Source organism: Micromonospora andamanensis (genome assembly GCF_016863495.1).
Taxonomy (GTDB): Bacteria; Actinomycetota; Actinomycetes; order Mycobacteriales; family Micromonosporaceae; genus Micromonospora; species Micromonospora andamanensis.
This window is the reverse complement of the sequence record NZ_BOOZ01000002.1, coordinates 369,571-387,827: the sequence shown is the minus strand read 5'-3', so window position 1 is coordinate 387,827 and position 18,257 is coordinate 369,571. Positions and strand designations below refer to the sequence as shown.

13 protein-coding genes are annotated in these 18,257 nt (G+C 73.5%); 5 read left to right on the top strand and 8 right to left on the bottom strand.

What is annotated here, in order from left to right; genetic code table 11:
- Positions 1-158: 158 nt before the first annotated feature.
- On the top strand, positions 159-4,709 hold the full coding sequence (locus Van01_RS02395; RefSeq protein WP_239098815.1) for an ATP-dependent helicase: 4,551 nt from the start codon (positions 159-161) through the stop codon (positions 4,707-4,709).
- Between the two features lie 8 nt (positions 4,710-4,717).
- On the opposite strand, the gene Van01_RS02390 is transcribed toward Van01_RS02395, so the two are convergent.
- Complete coding sequence (locus tag Van01_RS02390) at positions 4,718-5,332, bottom strand: hypothetical protein (RefSeq protein WP_203998815.1); 615 nt, start codon at positions 5,330-5,332, stop codon at positions 4,718-4,720.
- Positions 5,333-5,524: 192 nt separating this feature from the next.
- Here Van01_RS02390 and Van01_RS02385 point away from each other — a divergent pair, with 192 nt between their 5' ends.
- Complete coding sequence (locus Van01_RS02385; protein WP_203998813.1) at positions 5,525-6,427, top strand: SAM hydrolase/SAM-dependent halogenase family protein; 903 nt, start codon at positions 5,525-5,527, stop codon at positions 6,425-6,427.
- A gap of 26 nt (positions 6,428-6,453) precedes the next feature.
- Complete coding sequence (locus Van01_RS02380; protein WP_099847069.1) at positions 6,454-6,696, top strand: CPCC family cysteine-rich protein; 243 nt, start codon at positions 6,454-6,456, stop codon at positions 6,694-6,696.
- A gap of 87 nt (positions 6,697-6,783) precedes the next feature.
- Here Van01_RS02380 and Van01_RS02375 read toward each other — a convergent pair whose 3' ends face one another.
- Positions 6,784-7,986 carry a DUF8814 domain-containing protein gene (locus Van01_RS02375; protein WP_203998810.1) on the bottom strand — a complete coding sequence of 401 codons (1,203 nt, stop codon included), beginning with the start codon at positions 7,984-7,986 and terminating at the stop codon, positions 6,784-6,786.
- Between the two features lie 110 nt (positions 7,987-8,096).
- On the opposite strand from Van01_RS02375, the gene Van01_RS02370 reads away from it, so the two are divergent.
- Complete coding sequence (locus Van01_RS02370; protein WP_203998807.1) at positions 8,097-8,900, top strand: DNA-formamidopyrimidine glycosylase family protein; 804 nt, start codon at positions 8,097-8,099, stop codon at positions 8,898-8,900.
- Between the two features lie 338 nt (positions 8,901-9,238).
- Entirely contained in the window at positions 9,239-12,913 is a 3,675-nt protein-coding gene (locus tag Van01_RS02365) for a hypothetical protein (protein ID WP_203998804.1), read from the top strand.
- Positions 12,914-12,953: 40 nt separating this feature from the next.
- On the opposite strand, the gene pspM is transcribed toward Van01_RS02365, so the two are convergent.
- From pspM to rimO, 6 genes are all read right to left on the bottom strand, one after another.
- Positions 12,954-13,736, bottom strand: coding sequence for a phage shock envelope stress response protein PspM (pspM, locus tag Van01_RS02360; protein ID WP_203998801.1), 783 nt, complete (start codon positions 13,734-13,736; stop codon positions 12,954-12,956).
- A 23-nt stretch (positions 13,737-13,759) separates the two neighbouring features.
- Positions 13,760-14,620 (bottom strand): PspA/IM30 family protein, encoded by an 861-nt coding sequence (locus tag Van01_RS02355; protein WP_203998798.1) that lies wholly within the window; start codon positions 14,618-14,620, stop codon positions 13,760-13,762.
- A gap of 182 nt (positions 14,621-14,802) precedes the next feature.
- The gene (locus tag Van01_RS02350; protein ID WP_099847075.1) at positions 14,803-15,261 is read right to left on the bottom strand and encodes a helix-turn-helix domain-containing protein; all 459 of its coding nucleotides are present in this window, start codon (positions 15,259-15,261) and stop codon (positions 14,803-14,805) included.
- Positions 15,262-15,535: 274 nt separating this feature from the next.
- Positions 15,536-16,045 (bottom strand): CinA family protein, encoded by a 510-nt coding sequence (locus tag Van01_RS02345; protein WP_203998795.1) that lies wholly within the window; start codon positions 16,043-16,045, stop codon positions 15,536-15,538.
- Positions 16,046-16,104: 59 nt separating this feature from the next.
- Positions 16,105-16,695: a CDP-diacylglycerol--glycerol-3-phosphate 3-phosphatidyltransferase gene (pgsA, locus tag Van01_RS02340; RefSeq protein ID WP_203998792.1), complete on the bottom strand. Its 591-nt coding sequence runs from the start codon at positions 16,693-16,695 to the stop codon at positions 16,105-16,107.
- Positions 16,696-16,766: 71 nt separating this feature from the next.
- Positions 16,767-18,254, bottom strand: coding sequence for a 30S ribosomal protein S12 methylthiotransferase RimO (gene rimO, locus Van01_RS02335; protein ID WP_203998789.1), 1,488 nt, complete (start codon positions 18,252-18,254; stop codon positions 16,767-16,769).
- Positions 18,255-18,257: the final 3 nt, after the last annotated feature.

Here is an 18,257-nt window from a genome sequence, read left to right as displayed (position 1 = left end):
ACGACGCGGGTGAAGTTACTTTATGTTGCCCCTCAAGAGCAAGCAGTTAAGTAAGACTTAACGGATTCTAAGCGTAAGTCACTCTTAACGCCTTAACAAGACATATCCCGCCCAGCTCGCGGTGAACGAATGTCGGCACCCGGGGGCAGGATGGGTTCGTGGCGGATTCCAGCACGGCCCCCGGCGAGCAGGTGCTCGCCCGGTTCGGCCCGGCGACCCGGGAGTGGTTCGGTGCGGCGTTCGCCGCGCCGACGACGGCGCAGGCCGGCGCCTGGAACGCGGTGGCCGCCGGCCGGCACGCCCTGGTCGTGGCCCCCACCGGCTCCGGCAAGACCCTCGCCGCGTTCCTGTGGTCCCTCGACCGGCTGTCCCGCGAGACAGCCCCGACCGATCCTCGGCGGCGCTGCCGGGTGCTCTACGTCAGCCCGCTCAAGGCACTCGCCGTCGACGTCGAACGCAACCTGCGCGCCCCCCTCACCGGCATCCGGCAGGCCGCCACCCGGCTCGCCCTGCCCCCGCCGGAGATAACCGTCGGGATGCGCACCGGTGACACCCCCGCCGACGAGCGGCGGGCCTTCGCGCGTACCCCGCCGGACATCCTGATCACCACGCCGGAGTCACTGTTCCTGCTGCTCACCTCGGCCGCCCGGGATTCGCTGCGGGGCGTGGAGACCGTGATCGTCGACGAGGTGCACGCGGTCGCCGGCACCAAGCGCGGCGCCCACCTGGCCCTCTCCCTGGAACGGCTCGACGAGTTGCTGCCCGCCCCGGCGCAGCGCATCGGCCTCTCCGCCACCGTCCGGCCGCTTGACGAGTGCGCCCGCTTCCTCGGCGGCGCCCGCCCGGTCGAGGTGGTGGCCCCGGTGACCGCCAAGACGATAGAGGTCAGCGTCCAGGTGCCGGTGGAGGACATGACCCGCCTCGACGAGCAGGCGGTGCCTGAAGACGATCTCGCCGGTCCTCGCACGGCGTCCATCTGGCCGGCTGTGGAGGAACGGGTTTTCGCCCTGATCAGGGCGAACCGTTCGACGATCGTCTTCACCAACTCCCGCCGCAGCGCCGAACGCCTCTGCGCCCGGCTCAACGAACTCGCCGCCGACGAGACAGCAGTGGCACCACCGGCTGCCCGGACACCTGCCGAGATGATGGCCCAGGCCGGCGCGGTCTCCGGGGCCCCGCCGGTGATCGCCCGGGCGCACCACGGCAGCGTCTCCCGGGAGGAACGCCGGCAGATCGAGGAGGCGCTCAAGGCGGGCCGGCTGCCGGCGGTGGTGGCCACCTCCAGCCTCGAACTCGGCATCGACATGGGCGCTGTCGACCTGGTGGTGCAGATCGAGGCACCGCCGAGCGTGGCCGCCGGTCTCCAGCGGGTGGGCCGGGCCGGGCACCAGGTCGGCGCGGTGTCGCGGGGGGTGGTCCTGCCCAAGCACCGGGGCGACCTGCTCTCCTGTGCCGTGGTCGCCGAGCGGATGGGCGAGGCCGCCATCGAGGAGCTGCACCATCCGCGCAACCCGCTGGACGTGCTCGCCCAGCAGATCGTCGCGATGGTCGCGCTTGACGAGTGGCGGGTCGGCGACCTGGCGAGTGTGGTCCGCCGGGCCGCGCCCTTCGCCGAGCTGCCCGACTCCGCGCTGCACGCCGTACTGGACATGCTCTCCGGCCGTTACCCGTCGACCGCCTTCGCCGAGCTTCGGCCCCGACTGGTGTGGGACCGCGCCACCGACGTGCTCACCTGTCGTCCGGGTGCCCAGCGGCTCGCGGTGACGAGTGGCGGCACCATCCCCGACCGGGGTCTGTTCGGCGTCTTCCTGGCCGGCGCGGAACGGGCCGCCCGGGTCGGCGAGCTGGACGAGGAGATGGTCTACGAGTCCCGCGTCGGTGACGTCTTCCTGCTCGGCTCCTCGTCCTGGCGGATCGAGGAGATCACGCCGGACCGGGTGCTGGTCTCCCCCGCCCCCGGGCAGGCGGCGAAGATGCCGTTCTGGAAGGGCGACCAGCCGGGCCGGCCGGTGGAACTGGGCCGGGCGATAGGTGCCCAGGTGCGGGCCCTGCTGCGGCAGGACACCGAGCAGGCCACCGCCGCGCTGCGGGCCACCGGGCTGGACGACTGGGCCGCCGGAAACCTCCTGACCTACCTGCACGAGCAGCGGGCCGCGACCCGGGCCCTACCGGACGACCGGACGGTGGTCGTCGAACGTTTCCGCGACGAGCTGGGTGACTGGCGGCTGGCCGTGCACAGCGTGCTGGGTGCCCGGGTCAACGCGCCCTGGGCGCTTGCCATCGGTCGCCGGCTCGCCGAACGGTACGGGGTCGACGCGCAGGTGATGCCCGCCGACGACGGGATCGTGGTGCGACTGCCGGACACCGCCGACACCCCGCCCGGCGCGGATGTGGTGGCCTTCGATCCGGAGGAGATCGCCCAGCTGGTGGAGGAGTCGGTGGGCACCTCGGCGCTGTTCGCCGCCCGGTTCCGGGAGTGCGCCGCCCGGTCGCTGCTGTTGCCCCGCCGCGATCCGCGCCGCCGCCAGCCGCTCTGGCAACAACGGCAACGCGCCGCCCAGCTGCTCGACGTGGCCCGCGAGTACGCCGACTTCCCGGTCACCCTGGAGGCGGCACGGGAGTGCCTGCAGGACGTCTTCGATCTGCCCGCCCTGACCGAGGTGATGCGTGACCTGGCCGGCCGCCGGGTGCGACTGGTCGAGGTGGAGAGCGCCCGGCCGTCCCCGTTCGCCCGGTCGCTGCTCTTCGGCTACGTCGGTGCCTTCCTCTACGAGGGCGACGCCCCGCTGGCGGAGCGCCGGGCCGCGGCACTCACGCTGGATTCGGCGCTGCTCGGCGAACTGCTCGGCCGGGTCGACCTGCGCGAGCTGCTCGACCCGGCGGTGCTCGCCGAGACCGATCGGCAACTGCGTTGGCTCACCACCCAACGCCGTACCCGCGACGCGGAGGACGTGGTCGAGCTGCTCCGCCAGCTCGGCGACCTGAGCACCGGTGAGCTGGCCGAGCGCGGAGCGCCCGAGGCGTGGCTGATCGACCTGGCCGCCGCCCGGCGGGTGCTACGGGTCCGCATCGCCGGGGAGGAACGCTGGGTCGGCGTGGAGGACGCCGGCCGGTTGCGCGACGCCCTCGGCGTGGCCCTGCCGGTCGGCGTGGCCGAGGCGTACCTCGAACCGGTGGCCGACCCGCTCGGCGACCTGGTGACCCGGTACGCCCGCACGCACGCCCCGTTCACCGCAGCCGCCTGCGCGGCACGGTTCGGGCTCGGGGTCTTCGTGGTCGAGCAGACGCTGCGTCGGCTGGCCGCCACCGGTCGGGTGGTCTCCGGTGAGTTCACCCCGGACACGGCCGGCACCCAGTGGTGCGACGCCGAGGTGCTGCGCCTGCTGCGCCGCCGTTCCCTCGCCGCGCTACGCCGGGAGATCGAGCCGGTGCCGCCCCGGGCCCTGGCCACCTTCCTGCCCCGCTGGCAGCAGGTGGGCTCCTCGGCTCGGGGGGTGGAGGCGGTGGCGGCCACCGTCGAGCAGTTGCAGGGTGTCTCGGTGCCCGCGTCGGCCTTGGAACGGCTGGTGCTGCCGGCCCGGGTCGCCGACTACTCCCCCGCCCAGCTCGACGAGCTGTGCGCCAGTGGCGAGGTGCTGTGGGCCGGCGCGGGGGCGATCTCCGGTGGGGACGGCTGGGTCAGCCTGGCGTACGCCGACTCGGCCGCGCTGCTGCTCCCGCCGCCGGACGAGACTCTCGCCCGGACGCCCCTGCACGACGCCGTGCTGGACGCCCTCGACGACGGGCAGGCGCTGTTCTTCCGGCCACTCGCCGACCGGGTCGGCGCCACCGACGACGCCGAGTTGACGGCCGTCATCTGGGACCTGGTCTGGGCAGGTCACCTCAGCAACGACACCCTGGCACCGTTGCGGGCCGTCCTCGGTGTCGGCGGCGCGCATCGCGCCCGCCCGACCGCCGCCCGGGGCCGTTACCGGCGCCCGGGGCGGGTGGCACTGCCGAGTCGCGGCGGCCCACCGACCGTGGCCGGACGCTGGTCGCGGTTACCGGCGCGGGACACCGACCCGACCCGCCGCGCCGCCGCACTCGCCGACGTCCTGCTGGAACGGCACGGTGTGCTGACCCGGGGCGCGGTCCTGGCCGAGCAGGTCATCGGCGGGTTCGCCGCCGTCTACCCGGTGCTCGCCGCGCTTGAGGAGCGTGGCGCCGCCCGGCGGGGATACTTCGTCGACGGGCTGGGTGCGGCGCAGTTCGCGGTGCCCGGCGCGGTGGACCGGATCCGCGCCGAGCCGCTGGACGGCGGACGGCCCCGGGGCGGAGCCGCAGTGGTGCTGGCCGCCACCGATCCCGCAAACCCGTACGGTGCGGCGCTGCCCTGGCCGGAGCGGGTCGTCGACTCCGGCGACGCGACCTCGCCGCCGGCCACCGGGCACCGGGCGGGTCGCAAGGCCGGGGCGCTTGTCGTGCTGGTCGAGGGTGAGCTGGCGCTCTACGTGGAACGCGGTGGGCGGACGCTGCTCTCCTTCACAGACGACGCGGACGCGCTGGGCGCGGCCGGCAAGGCACTTGCCGACGCCGTCCACTCCGGCGCGTTGGGCCCGATGTCCGTGGAACGTGCCGACGGCGAATCCGTACGCTCGTCGCCGCTGCGCGACGCGCTGACCGCCGCCGGCTTCCGCACCACCCCCCGCGGCCTCCGCCTCCGCGCCTAGTGCCCGGGTCAACGGAGGGTGTCGAGGACCTTTTCGTAGCGGGGGCGGTCGGTGCGGGGGGTCGGTGCCTCAAGGTAGTTGAGCACCACAGTGCCGCTGCGGTAGGCGGCTCCACTCCACAGCTCGGCCAGGTCGCCGGCGCTGCTCTCGTCGGGGAAGACGTAGACGGCCACGTTGTCGGTCACGACAAGCTCCGAACAGCCCAGCCCCAACCCGTCAGGTCCACAGTCAACGGAACGGTCGCGGACGTTCGCCGCCTTGAGCCCGGCCGCCCGGAACGCTGCCACGACCTCCCGGCCGGTCGGTGCGCCGGCCTGGCGTGGCGGCAGCTCCACAGGCGGCGGGCTCGGCGGCCGCCGCTCGGTGGTCCCACCCGCCCCCGGACCGGCCGCCGACGGCCGGGGCGCGGCGTTGCTCGGCGCGGCCGGCGCGGCGGGGCTTGCCTCGCCGGTGGGGGCGGGCACGGCAGCCGGGCCGGTCGGTGAGGCCGGGTCCGCCGACGGTACGGCGACTGTCGGTGTCGGTGCGGCGGCGGGCGACCTGTCCGGCTCCTCCGCACCACAGGCGGTGACCGCGACGGTGATCATGATCAGGGCGACGGCTGGCAGGATCCGGTGGCTCACCCCGGCAGTCTGCCCAACCGGTGCGGCCCGCAGGCAGTGGCCGGTCGGTCAGCCGTGCTGTCGGCTATCCGGCAACGGGACGCCGACGGTACCCGCGACAGCGACAGCACCGGGGGACGCCGCAAGCACCGGCCGCGCCCATCGTCGCCGTCGTCACCCGTGACGGAGGATCCGGGCGTACGATCCGGTGCCGTGACCAGCAGCAGCAGCGCCCGCGAGTCGCGAGCACCGGCCGGGGTCGTCTCGCTGACCACTGACTATGGGCTCGCCGACGGGTTCGTGGCGGCCTGCCACGGGGTGATCGCCCGCCTCGCTCCCGCGCTGCGGATCATCGACGTGACCCACCTGGTGCCGCCGGGTGACGTTCGTCGGGGCGGCGCGGTACTGGCCCAGACCGTGCCGCACCTGCCGCTCGGGGTGCACGTGGCGGTGGTCGACCCGGGAGTCGGCACGCGCCGCCGGGGTGTCGCCCTGGATACCCCCGCCGGTCTGCTGGTGGGCCCCGACAACGGCCTGCTGCTGGACGCCGCCGGGGCGCTCGGCGGGATCACCGGGGCGGTGGAGCTGACGAATCCGCGCTGGCTGACCCCTCGGGTCTCGGCCACTTTCCACGGACGCGACGTCTTCGCGCCTGTCGCGGCCCGGCTGGCCCTCGGTGCCCCGCTGGCCGAGGCCGGCCGGGCTGTCGATCCGGCGTCGCTGGTACGGCTACCGGAGCCGCTGGTCCGTCGGTTGCCTGACGGGTTCGTCGCCGAGGTGCTGACGGTGGACGGATTCGGCAACGTGCAGTTGGCCGCCCGGTCCGAACTGCTCGACCCGCTGCCGGCACGGGTCCGGGTAGGTCCGGTGGCCGGCGATCCGGCCGCTGCGGACAGCCCGGCGGGCATCGGCGGGTGGGAGCGGGAAGCGGTGCACGGGCGTACCTTCGGCGACGCCCCGGTCGGTGCCCTGGTGGCGCACGCCGACTCGGCCGGCCGGGTGGCACTCTCCGTCAACGGTGGACACGCCGCCGCACTGCTCGCGGTGGTCCCGGGTACGCTGCTGCGGGTCCGGGGTTCCGGCGTCGTGGGGGACGCCCCCGGACAATACGGATGAACCGTCTACTGTGGAAAGCTGTCAAGGTGGATGATCGCTGGGTTCCCGCCGCTTGCCCCTGCTGCGCGTACCGGACCGGCGGCGGCACCTGCCCGGTCTGTTTCTGGACAGATGACGGTCAGGCCGACGCGGACGCGGACGTCGTCCGTGGCGGGGCGAACGGGGACCTGAGCCTGTCGCACGCCCGCCTCAATTTCGCCGTCTACGGCGCCTGCCACCCTCGGTACCAGGAACTGGTGCGGACGCCGAGGCCGGAGGAGATGCCCTGAGCCGGCCGACCGGGCGCTGCTGAGCACCAGGTGACGCGGCGGGCCGGGCCGGCGTGGGAGGACACCGGCCCGGCTCGGGGTGCCGCCTCAACAGAGCGGCACCGACCCACCCCAGACCGCCGAGATGTACGCGTGACTGACGAACTGCCCACTGGCCAGGCGGTTCCACCGGTTGGTGGTGCGGTACGGCCCGACGACTGTCTGCCCGGCCACGTAACACTGGATCGGCACGTTCGCGTGCTGGGCGGCCAGGCCCCGGGACTGGTAGCCGGTGCCGGGTCCGGCCCGCACGGTCAGCGGTCCGTCACCGACCACCCCACGGGGGCCGCTGCCGGTCCACAGGTACGCCACGTCGACCCAGGCGTTCGTGGTCAGCTGCAACCCGTCCCAGAACGTCCCGTCGGCGAGGTCGATGCCGGCCGGGTTGAGCACCACCCGACCGAACTGGTCCCGCCCGCCGTTGTAACCGTTCTGGTAGGCGGCCTGCGCCTGCGGCCTGCCCTGCGGCAGGGCCTTCCAGTTCTCCCGCACGGCGCTGAGGTTCCAGTAGTCGTCGCGGGTGTTCCACGGGCCCACGTCCCAGACCGGGGCGTACTCGCAGCGGCTGCCGGTGACGGTGCAGACCCGCACGGTGTAGTCACCTGTGTTGCGCGGGGACAGTCCCCGGCGGGACGGCAACGCCACGAAATGGTCCCGGGCGCGGACCGTGTGGCCGTTCGCGGTCACCTCGCCGACCAGTCCGACCCGGGTCGCGTACACCCGGTAGGTCAGGCCGGGAGTGGCGGCGGTGGTGGCGGCGACGGTGTCGGCGGTGAGCCGGACGGCGCGGACCTCGGTGCTCGCGCCCGAACGGCTGCCGGTGAGCACCACCCGGGCCTGCACCCGACGGACCGGCTGGTCGAAGACGGCCGTCGGCGCGGCGTCGCGCCATTCCGTCCAGCCGGTCGTCCGCCAGCCACGGACCTGGACGGTCGCGGTGGCACCCGGCCTGGCGGCGACGGTGACCTGGGCGCGGATCCGGTTGGCGGAACGACTGAGGGCACGCGGTGAGGCCACCAGCATGCCCTCGGCGACCGCACTGCGCCGGGCGGGCACACCTGGTGGCCGGGCGTCGGCCAGTCGCAGGCCCGCGCGGGTGTGTCGCACGTTGACATCGTCGGCGTCGACGACCGACAGGTCGGCGGTCCACCGGTCGGGGCGGGCGGCCGATGAGGCGGAGGTCGGATGCAGAGCTACGACGAGGGCGGCGGCCAGTAGGACGGCCAGGACGGAATTGCGGGGATGATTCATCAGCATTCTCCTCAGAACTCCCCGATAGTGCCTATATCCGTAGATCGAATAGAAGCGTCATACAAATAGCGATACATGTGAATTGCGCTCGGGTGAGGGAGAATGGTGCCGTGCCCGAAGGTGACACCGTCTGGAACACCGCCCGCGTCCTGGAACGCGCGCTTGTCGGCGCCCGGCTGACCGGCAGCGACTTTCGGGTGCCCTCGCTCGCCACCACCGATCTCGCCGGCTGGGCGGTACGCGACAGCGCCAGCCGGGGCAAACACCTGCTGCTCCGGCTGGACGCCCCCGCCGGCACCGGCGAGTCGCGCTGGACGCTGCACTCGCACCTGCGGATGGATGGCACCTGGCGGACGTACGCCCCCGGGCAGCGGTGGACGGCCCGGCCGGCGCACCTGATCCGGGTGGTGCTGCGCGCCCCGGTCGCGACAGCCGTCGGTTACCACCTGCACGAGGTGGCGCTGGTGCCCACCGCCGACGAGTCGCGCCTCGTCGGTCACCTCGGCCCCGACCTGCTCGGCGCCGACTGGGATCCGGCCGAGGCGGCCCGTCGAATCGCCGCCCACCCGGACACCCCGGTCGGCGTGGCGGTGCTCGACCAGCGCCTGCTGGCCGGAGTGGGCAACCTCTACAAGTGCGAGGTGCTGTTCCTGCGCGGCATCCACCCGCGTACCCCCGTGCGGGAGGTGCCCGACCTCCTCGGCCTGGTGACCCTGGCGCAGAAGTTGCTGGCCGCCAACCGGGGGCGCTGGACGCAGAGCACCACCGGCTCGCTGGCACGTGGCCGGACCAGCTACGTGTACGGCCGGCGGGCGCAGCCGTGCCGGCGCTGCGGCACCGCCATCCGCAAGGAGGACCTGGGCGAACGGGTCACCTACTGGTGCCCCACCTGCCAGCCGGGCGATCCGACCTGAGCCCGCCGTGCCTGCCGCGAACCGGCTGGTGCCGGCGGGCATCTTCCACACCGCGATCTGGGCTGCCGCGCATCTTCCACGCGGCGGTCTGGGCTGCCGCCGTGCATCTTCCACGCGGCGGTCTGGGCAGGTCGGAGCCGGTGGACGGCCGGTCACGCGACAGGCGCGGAGTGGCGGCGGCGACACGCCGGCAGCTCGGCAGATTGGCACGAAAGGGGACTTCCTAACCGACCACCGCGCGTCGCATGCTGCGGTTGAGGGCTCACGGAACGTCAGCACGCGCGTCCGCGCCGCCACGTCGGGGTGGTGGCCGCCGCGCCCCGATCACCGGGAGAGCCATGGCCGTGTTCCGCAGACTCCGGTCGACCTGGCTGGACCGCGCCGCCCGCACCGACAAGCCGGGCCCGCCGAGCGCCGTCCCTGCTGCCCGACCCGGCCCGGACGCGGAGAACGACAGCGCCCCGACCGCCGCGTCGCGAGCAACCGCACCGCCCGCGTTGCCGCACCAGGTGGCAGCCGCGCCGCCGACACCTGCCACTCTCGATCCGGCGGCGACGCCCCGCTGCTTCGGTCCGGTGCCCAACCACGCCTACAGTCCGTTGCCCGCCCACGACGAGGACGGACAGGTGGTCACCGGCACCGGGATGCGCAAGTTTCTCGACCCGCTGCCCGGCCTCGGCCCGCTGGGTCGCACTCCGCTCGGCGCGCACCTGCCGGTCGCGGTACCCGACACGATCACTCATCCGGGATGCGACTACTACGAGATCGGACTCCAGGAGTACACCCAACGGCTGCACCGGGACCTGCCGGCCACCCGGCTGCGCGGCTACCGCCAACTCAACCTGGGCACTGACCCGGACGGGCACAACACTGTCGCCCCGCCACGACGACCCTGGCACCTCGGTCCGGTCGTGCTCGCCCGACGCGGCCGGCCGGTACGCATCAAGTTCATAAACCAACTGCCCACCGGTGACCTCTTCCTGCCTGTCGACCCGACGGTGCCCGGTGCCGGCCCGGGGCCCCTCGACGGGCCGGCACCCTACCCGCAGAACCGGGCGGTGCTGCATCTGTGCGGCGCGCTCACCGGCTGGATCAGCGCCGGGAACCCGTGGCAGTGGATCACTCCGGCGGGCGAGATCACCCCCTACCCCACAGGTGTCAGCCTGGCCCACGTGCCGGACATGGCCCACCCGGGGCAGGGCGCCACCACCCTCTACTACCCCAACGACCAGAGCGGTCGCCTGCTCTGGTTCCACGACAACACCGTCGGGCTGTCCCGGCTGACCGTCTACTCCGGTCAGCTCGCGCTCTACCTGCTCACCGACGACGCGCAGGAGCGGTTGATCGCCGACGGGACGCTGCCGGCCGAGCAGTTGCCGCTGGTCTTCGAGGACAAGACGTTCGTGCCGGACGACGCCCAACTCGCCGCGCAGGACCCGACCTGGGACCGGGACCGCTGGGGGACCCGGGGTTCCCTCTGGCACCCGCACGTCTACCAGTCCCGCCAGAACCCGTACCGCCGCGACGGCGTCAACCCGACCGGCCGGTGGGACTACGGGCCCTGGTCGCGTACCGTCACCGCCGCCGGTGCCGACGCGTCCGCCGCAACCGTGGCCAACCCGCACCACGACCCGGTCACCGACCCGAACGAGCCGCCGGAAGCCCCAGGTGTACCGCACCCGAGCGCGGTGCCGGCGGCGTACGGCGACACGGTCCTGGTCAACGGTTCCGCGTACCCGTACCTGGAGGTGCAGCCGAAGCTCCACAGGTGGCGCATCCTGAACGCCTGCACCGACCGTTGGCTGAACCTCCAGTTGTACCGGGCCGCCTCGGACGCGCCGATGTGGACGCCGGAGGGTCAGCTCGCCGACGCCGCCGCCGGTGAGGTGCCGATGGTCGAAGCGGTACGCGCCCCGGACCGACAGGCGGACTGGCCCACCGACGGGCGTGCCGGCGGCGTGCCGGACCCGGCGGCGGCCGGCCCGGAGATGATCCGGATCGGCAACGAGGGCGGCCTGCTGCCGGCGCCCGTGGTCGTGCCGAACCGGCCGATCGGCTTCCGTTACGACCGACGCGACCCGACAGTGCTGAACGTCGACGGTCACGCGCTGCTGCTCGCCCCCGGCGAGCGGGCCGACGTGCTCGTGGATCTCGCCACCGTCGAACCCGGCACCACCCTGATCCTCTACAACGACTGCCCGGCCCCGCTGCCCTGCTTCGATCCCCGCTACGACCACCACACCGGCGGGCCCGACCGCACCGCCGAGGGCGGCGCGCCGCCGACGGTGCCCGGGTACGGCCCGAACACCCGCACCCTGATGCAGCTACGGGTGACCGGCACCCGGGCCACGCCGTACGACCTCGACCGACTGCGGGAGCGCCTGCCCGGCGCGTACGCGGCCAGCCAACGCCCCCCGGTGGTCCCGCACCCGGCCTACGATGCCTGCTTCGGCACCACGAGCGCGGCGACCCGGATTCCGGTGCACGCCACCACAGTCGAGTTCACCCCGCCCGGCGGCGCACCGGTGAACCTGCCGCTGGCCGTCACCTCCGTGCGGCAGGTCTTCGAGCCCGAGTACGGCCGCCTCACCGGCCGCCTCGGCGTGGCCCATCCGCACGGCGGACCACGGGGTGAGGCCACCCTGCCGCTCGGTCCCACCGAACCGGCGACCGAGGTGGTGCACGCCAGCGACCCGGCGCTGGCGGTCGGCACCCCTGGTGACGGCAGCCAGCTCTGGCGGGTACGTGGCTGCGGGCGGCAGAGCCATCCGGTGCGGTTCGACGGCCTCGACGTTCAGGTGATCGGCCGGGTCGGCCGGGACGGCGCGATCCGGCCACCGCATCCCGGCGAACTCGGCTGGAAGCAGGTGGTGCGGGTCGATCCGGGAGAGGACGTGCTGCTCGCGCTGCGTCCGGAGGCACCGTCGCTGCCGTTCAAGATCGGCGACAGCGTCCGGCTGCTCGACCCGGCCCGACCGGCCGGTGCCCGGCTCGACGCCACCCCGATCAGCCCGGTCGACGGGCGACAGGCGTCGGTGGTCAACCACCTTGTCAACCTGGGCTGGGAGTGTCGCTGGGGCAGTGCGGCGGCGGGCCTGCGGGACCAGGGCATGAGCCGCCCGCTTGTGGTGCGGGTCTCGCCGCGGGCGCCGACCGGGCTCACCGCCGCACCGGCCCCCGGTTCGGCGACCGCGCTGCCGGCGATCACCCTCGCCTGGACCGGGAACGGCAGCCGCCCACCGGCCACCAGCCACCTGCTGCAACGGGCCACCGACGTGACGTTCACGAACGGTCTGACGACAATCACCGTGGCGGCCACGGCGACCCGCTACACCGACGCCACAGTCACCCCCGGCGTCACCTACCACTACCGCATCCGGGCGGAGAACGCGGCGAGCTGCTCCACCTGGTCGAACAGCGTTCCCGCGTCGGTGCAGCTCACCGCGCCGGCCAAGCTGACCGCGGCAATTCCCCCCGCCGCACCGCTGCGGGTCGCGTTGCGCTGGGCCAACCACTCGTTCGCCACCGGCATCGACGTGCAGCGCGCCACCAACCCGACGTTCACCAGCGGGCCCGGCACCACCGCGATAAGTGTCGGGGACAACCACCTGGACCCGGCGGTCGCGCCCGACACCACCTACTACTACCGGGTCCGCACCACCTACCTGGGTGCCGCCTCGCCCTGGTCAACTGTGGCGACGGTGACCACCCCGCCCGCGCCCGGCACGCCGACCTCGGTAAGCGTGGCCACCACCGCCCCCGGCCCGGACACCGCCACAGTGGTGCTGGGCTGGTCCGCCAGCACGCCCGCCGGCCAGGGTGCCGGCTTCACCGTGGAACGGGCCCTGGATCCGCAGTTCAGCCGCGAGCTGGCCACCTTCACCGTCACCGGTCGCGGCTTTACCAACACCGGCCTGGCCCGAGGCGTCACCTACCACTACCGGGTGCGCTCGTTCAACGTGGTGGGCGCCTCCCCGTACACCGGCCCCATCCCGGTCACCACCCCCGAGTGACAGTCCTCGTTCCCGGCCCCGGCGGTGGCTCCGTACGGGATCAACGCGACGGGGCGGGGTGCGAGACGGCGCGTAGCTCCGACAGGGCTGAGGCGAAGCCCTGGAGGAGGTCGGTGGCCTCGGTGAGGCGGGCGGCGGCGGGGTGCTCGGTTTCCGGGCGGTACTCCTCGGCCAGGTAGCCTGCGGCGGCGACCACCAGGCGCTCGTACGCCGCCACACCCGCCTCCAGTTGCCCGGTGAGCGCGCGGTGCGCCTCGGCAAGTGGTGGCTTCGCGTCGGCGGGAGCGAGACGGACCGCGCGTTCCACACTGGCGACCCGGTTGGCCAGTTCACGCAGCGACTGTTCGGCGGCGGAGGCTTCACCGACTGCCGGTTCGGCGAGGCCGGTCAGCCGGCCCGCCATGGATGCCATCGTCGCGGCGGCCCGGTCCAGCCGCTCCCACGGCTGGGCGGCGGCGGTGCCACGCAGCGCGGTACGGGAGCGGACCCGACGCACCTCGGCCAGCACGCCGGCACCGGCGGGGAGCCGTTCCACGGCGGCCACCAGGCGGGCCCGGTTGCGGGCGGCCACCTGGGCCGGGTCCAGCGGTGGCGGAGCGGGTTGGGCGGCGAGGGCACGCAGGTCCACCCAGCGCCAGCCGGCCAGCGCGGTGGCCGCGCCCGCGGCGGCGGCCCAGGCCGCGTCGGCCAGACCGATCCCGGCGTACGGGGTCAGCACAACTGTCGCGCCGCCGAGCCCGCCGGCCAGCACGCTCCACCGCCGGGCCGAGCCGCGTAGCCTGCTCAGCCTGCGGAAGTACCGGGTGCGCTCGTCCGCTGCCACCGTGGCCTCCTCGATTTCCCCGCTCAGCCGGCGGCCGTGGTGTCGCCGGTGCCGCGCTCACGGCTCATGCTGGCGCGAATCTCGTCGAGCCGGGCCACCGCCGGGTCGGCCGTGGCCGGCTGATCGGCGACGGAGCCCCGGTCAGCGCCCGCGCCGAGCTGATCGCCGGCCATGCTGGCGCGGATCTGGTCCAGCCGGGCGGAACCGGCGGTGTCCAGGGTCGCCTTCTGGATTTCCAGCATCCGGCCCTCGGTCGAGTTGCTGGCCAACTCGGCGCGGCCCATGGCGTTTGCGTAACGGCGCTCGATGCGGTCGCGTACCTCGTCGAGCGTGGGGGTGCTGCCGGGAGCGGTGAGCGCCGACATCGACTCCAGCGACGCGGCGACGCTCTCCTGCATCTTCGCCTGCTCCAGCTGGCTGAGCAGCTTGGCGCGCTCGGCGAGCTTCTGCTGGAGGATCATGGAATTGTTCTCCACCGCCCGGCGGGCCTGCCCGGCGGCGGCCAGCGCCTGGTCGTGGAGGGTCTTCAGGTCCTCGGCGGACTGCTCGGCGGAGACGAGCTGGGTGGCCAGGGTCTGTGCGGACTGCTCGTACCGCCCGGCCTCGGCCTCGTCACCCTTGGCCCGGGCCTGATCAGCCAGGACCAGCGCCTGGCGGGCGTTGGCCTGCAACCGCTCGACGTCGGACATCTGCCGGGACAGCTTCATCTCCAGCTGCCGCTGGTTGCCGATCACCGCGGCGGCCTGCTGGACGAGGGCCTGATGCTGCCGGTGCGCCTCGTCGATGGCCTGCTGGAGCTGCACCTTCGGGTCGGCGTGCTCGTCGATGCGGGCGCCGAAGAGCGCCATCAGGTACTTCCACCCCTTGACGAACGGGTTCGCCATCTCCGCGGTATCCCCTCAATCACGTCGCTGTGCCTGCCCCACCCCCGGTGACCGGCCCGGCTACCGGCGATGGTGGATCCATCGTCCCAGCCGGGCGCCAACACGGCATCCGTACCGGCGAGAGCGGACGTCCGCGATCAACCCTACGCGGCGGGAGCTACCGCGACCATCGGCCGCGAGGCTCAGGCGGCGCAGACCACGTCCCGGTCGCTGCGGTCGGCGGGCCGGACCCGGGCGGTACGCAGCGTGGCCTTGAGCGGGGAGTCCTGCCGCACGGAGACGGCGACGTTACCGTCGGAGGTGACCTGGCGTACGCCCCGACCGGTGGCCTTGTGCACCGACGCGGCGGCGACAGGCGTCGACTCGGTCGGCTCGTCCTGCACCGGCACCAGCACGCCCGGCATCTGCTCGGCGAGCGCCACCGTGTCGCTGACTTCGCGCAACAGCTCGGAGAGACGGGCGCCCAGCGCGTCGCAGATCGCCGCGAGCAGCTCGCTCGAGGGTTCCTTCTGACCGCGTTCGATCTCCGACAGGTAGCCCAGGCTGACGTTGGCTGCGGACGAGACCTCGCGCAGCGTGCGGTGCTGCCCCTGCCGGCGCGCCCGTAGTGCGTCACCGATCACCCGGCGTAGCAGGACCATCGCACCTCCCCTGAGGGACACAGTTCGCCCGGCCGACCGGCCTGTGGGAGCACCGGCTGTCGGAGCTTTCCCGCAACCGTACCCGCTGCGCGCCGCCGCGACATCCCGCCCCGCCCGGTCATCCCACTGGCCGCCACCGACCGCGCCACCGACCTGTGGCAGTCCAGGTGTCCGACACGCCGGGACACCAGCATCTGGAATGCCACTGACCGGCTGGCGGGCCCGGGGCGACCCCCAGCACGACAAGCCCGACGGCGTGCAGACCGCCAGCGGCTCAGGTCGGGTCGGGGGCCTGGATGTGCTCGGCAATCAGGCGCAACGCCTCGGTCACCGCGGCACCCCGGATGCGGTCACGGCCGCCGTCCAGGTCGAGTTGGCGTACCTCGGTGCCGTCCGGGCCGGCGACCGCGACGAAGACCAGCCCGACCGGCTTGCCGCCCTGGGGCTCCGGCCCGGCCACCCCGGTGGTGGCCACGCCCCAGTCGGCCCCGCAGCGTCGCCGCCCACCCTCGGCGAGCGCCTTGGCCACGTCGGCATCGACCGGGCCGCGCTCGGCCAGCAGTGCCGCCGGTACGTCGGCCAGCCGCTCCTTCAGCTCGGTGGCGTAGACCACAAGTCCGCCGCGGTAGACGGCGCTCGCCCCGGCGATCTCCACGACCGTGGCGGCCAGCAGACCGCCGGTGAGCGACTCGACGGTGGCGAACGTCTCCCGCCGCTCGGTGAGACGGTGCACCACCCCCGCCGCCACGGCGCCCATCGCACCCTCAGCCTCTCGCACACCCATGATCTGCATCCTTCCCGGCCCCGACGTGGTCTACGCGTCGCAACGCCGTCGAGAGGCGCTCACGTCTGAGTGCGACGCAGCCGGGTGGCCTGGGCGATGTAGTCCAGCCCGGTGACGAGGGTGACCGCGACCGCCGCGCCCATGATCCAGGGCCCGATCGGGGTGAGTGCCGCCGGCATCGGCCACAGGTACCAGGTGATGGCCAGTATCTGAAGCGCCGTCTTGATCTTCCCGCCCCGGCTGGCGGCGATCACGCCGCGCCTGATCACCCAGAATCTCAGCGCGGTGATGCCCAGTTCCCGGGCCAGGATGATCGTGGTCACCCACCACGGCAGCCGGTCGTACCAGGAGAGCAGCAGCAGGGCGGCGCCGGTGAGCGCCTTGTCGGCGATCGGATCGGCCACCTTGCCCACGGCCGTGACAAGCGCGAACCGCCGGGCGATCCACCCGTCGACCAGGTCCGTGACCGAAGCCACGGCGAAGATCACGCAGGCGATGACCTGCCATCCGGCGTGCGTCATCCCCGACATGACCACCGAGGCCGCGAAGACCGGTACGAGCACCAGCCGTAGCGCGGTCAGGGCGTTTGCGGCGTTGACCACGGGCACCGCCACCACCGGCACCGGTGGTGACTCCGTCGCCCCCGTCACGGCATCGCCCCGCTCGGCTGGCACACCCGGCACCGCACCTCGTGCCTCCTCCGCCTCGTCCCGGCCCACCGTCACCGCGCCGCGCCGGGCGCGGCGGAGATCATCTCATCCGGTACGGCGAGCAGGTCCACTCCCTCGGTGCCGGTCACCGTGGCGCGGACCAGGTCACCGGGGCGTAGCGCGGTCAGGTCGACGCCGCCACCGTCCGGGGCGACGAGCGTTGTCGACCCGTCCACCTCCGGCGCCTGGTGCGCCGCCCTTCCCTCGACGATCCCGCCGTCGACCGAATCGACGAGCACCTCCACTGTCGAACCGAGGCGGTCCTCGGCCCGCTGCGAGCACAGCTCGTCGGCGAGCGCGCTGAGCTTGTCGTACCGCCGTTTGATGGTGGCCGCGGAAACCTTGCCCGGTAGTCCGGCGGCTTCGGTGCCGTCCTCGTCGCTGTAGTCGAAGACGCCTATCGCGTCGAGCCGGGCCTCGGTGAGGAACCGCACCAGCTCGTCGACGTCGCCCCGGGTCTCGCCCGGGAAGCCGACGATGAAGTTGCTGCGCGCGCCGGCCTCCGGTGCCAGCTGCCGCGCGGCGGCGAGCAGCTCGAGGAAACGGTCGGTGGAGCCGAAACGACGCATCCGGCGCAGCACCGGCTCACTCGAGTGTTGGAACGACAGGTCGAAGTAGGGCGCGACTCCCGGCGTGCTGGCGATGGCCTCGATCAGCCCCGGCCGGGTCTCGGCCGGCTGGAGGTAGCTGGCCCGTACCCGGACGATGCCGTCGACGGCGGCGAGCTGCGGCAGCAGCTTCTCCAGCGCACGCGGGTCGCCCAGGTCCTTGCCGTAGGAGGTCGAGTTCTCGCTGACCAGCACGAGTTCCCGGACGCCGCTCTTGGCCAGCCACTCGGCCTCGGCGAGCAGCTCGTCAGGGGTGCGGGAGACGAAGGCGCCCCGGAAGGCGGGAATGGCGCAGAACGCGCAACGCCTGTCACATCCGCTGGCCAGCTTGAGCGAGGCCACCGGGCCGCTGTCCAACCGGCGACGCAGCACCGTACGCAGGTGGGCCGGGGTGTGCTCGTCGACGTCGGCGCCCCGGCCGTGCCCGGGCAGGGACACCGCGCTGTCGCGCCGGGCGATCGGGGTCAGCGGCAGCAGTTCACGCCTGTCGCGTGGGGTGTGCGCGGCGACCTCCCGACCGGCAACCACCGCGTCCAGCCGAGCGGCGATGTCCGGGTAATCGTCGAAGCTGAGCACCGCCTGCGCCTCGGGGAGGCTGTCGGCGAGTTCCCGGCCGTAACGCTCGGCCATGCAGCCCGCGGCGACCACCTTCGCGCCGGTGTCGGCGGCGGCCAGCAGGGTCTGGATGGAGTCCTGCTTGGCTTTCTCCACGAAGCCGCAGGTGTTGACGACCACCACGTCGGCGCCCTCGCCGTCGGTGGTCACCTGCCAGCCGTCGGCGTGCAGGCGGGCGGCCAGCTCCTCCGAGTCGACCTCGTTGCGGGCACAGCCCAGGGTCAGCAGCGCGACCCGGCGACCGTCGGGGGAAGGCGAGGAGGTGGCAGACACCATCCG

Coding starts and splice junctions, on each gene's coding strand:
- Van01_RS02350 (WP_099847075.1), bottom strand. CDS start 15,261: ATGGTCCTGCTACGCCGGGTGATCGGTGACGCACTACGGGCGCGCCGG.
- rimO (WP_203998789.1), bottom strand. CDS start 18,254: ATGGTGTCTGCCACCTCCTCGCCTTCCCCCGACGGTCGCCGGGTCGCG.
- Van01_RS02345 (WP_203998795.1), bottom strand. CDS start 16,045: ATGGGTGTGCGAGAGGCTGAGGGTGCGATGGGCGCCGTGGCGGCGGGG.
- Van01_RS02355 (WP_203998798.1), bottom strand. CDS start 14,620: ATGGCGAACCCGTTCGTCAAGGGGTGGAAGTACCTGATGGCGCTCTTC.
- Van01_RS02375 (WP_203998810.1), bottom strand. CDS start 7,986: ATGAATCATCCCCGCAATTCCGTCCTGGCCGTCCTACTGGCCGCCGCC.
- Van01_RS02365 (WP_203998804.1), top strand. CDS start 9,239: ATGGCCGTGTTCCGCAGACTCCGGTCGACCTGGCTGGACCGCGCCGCC.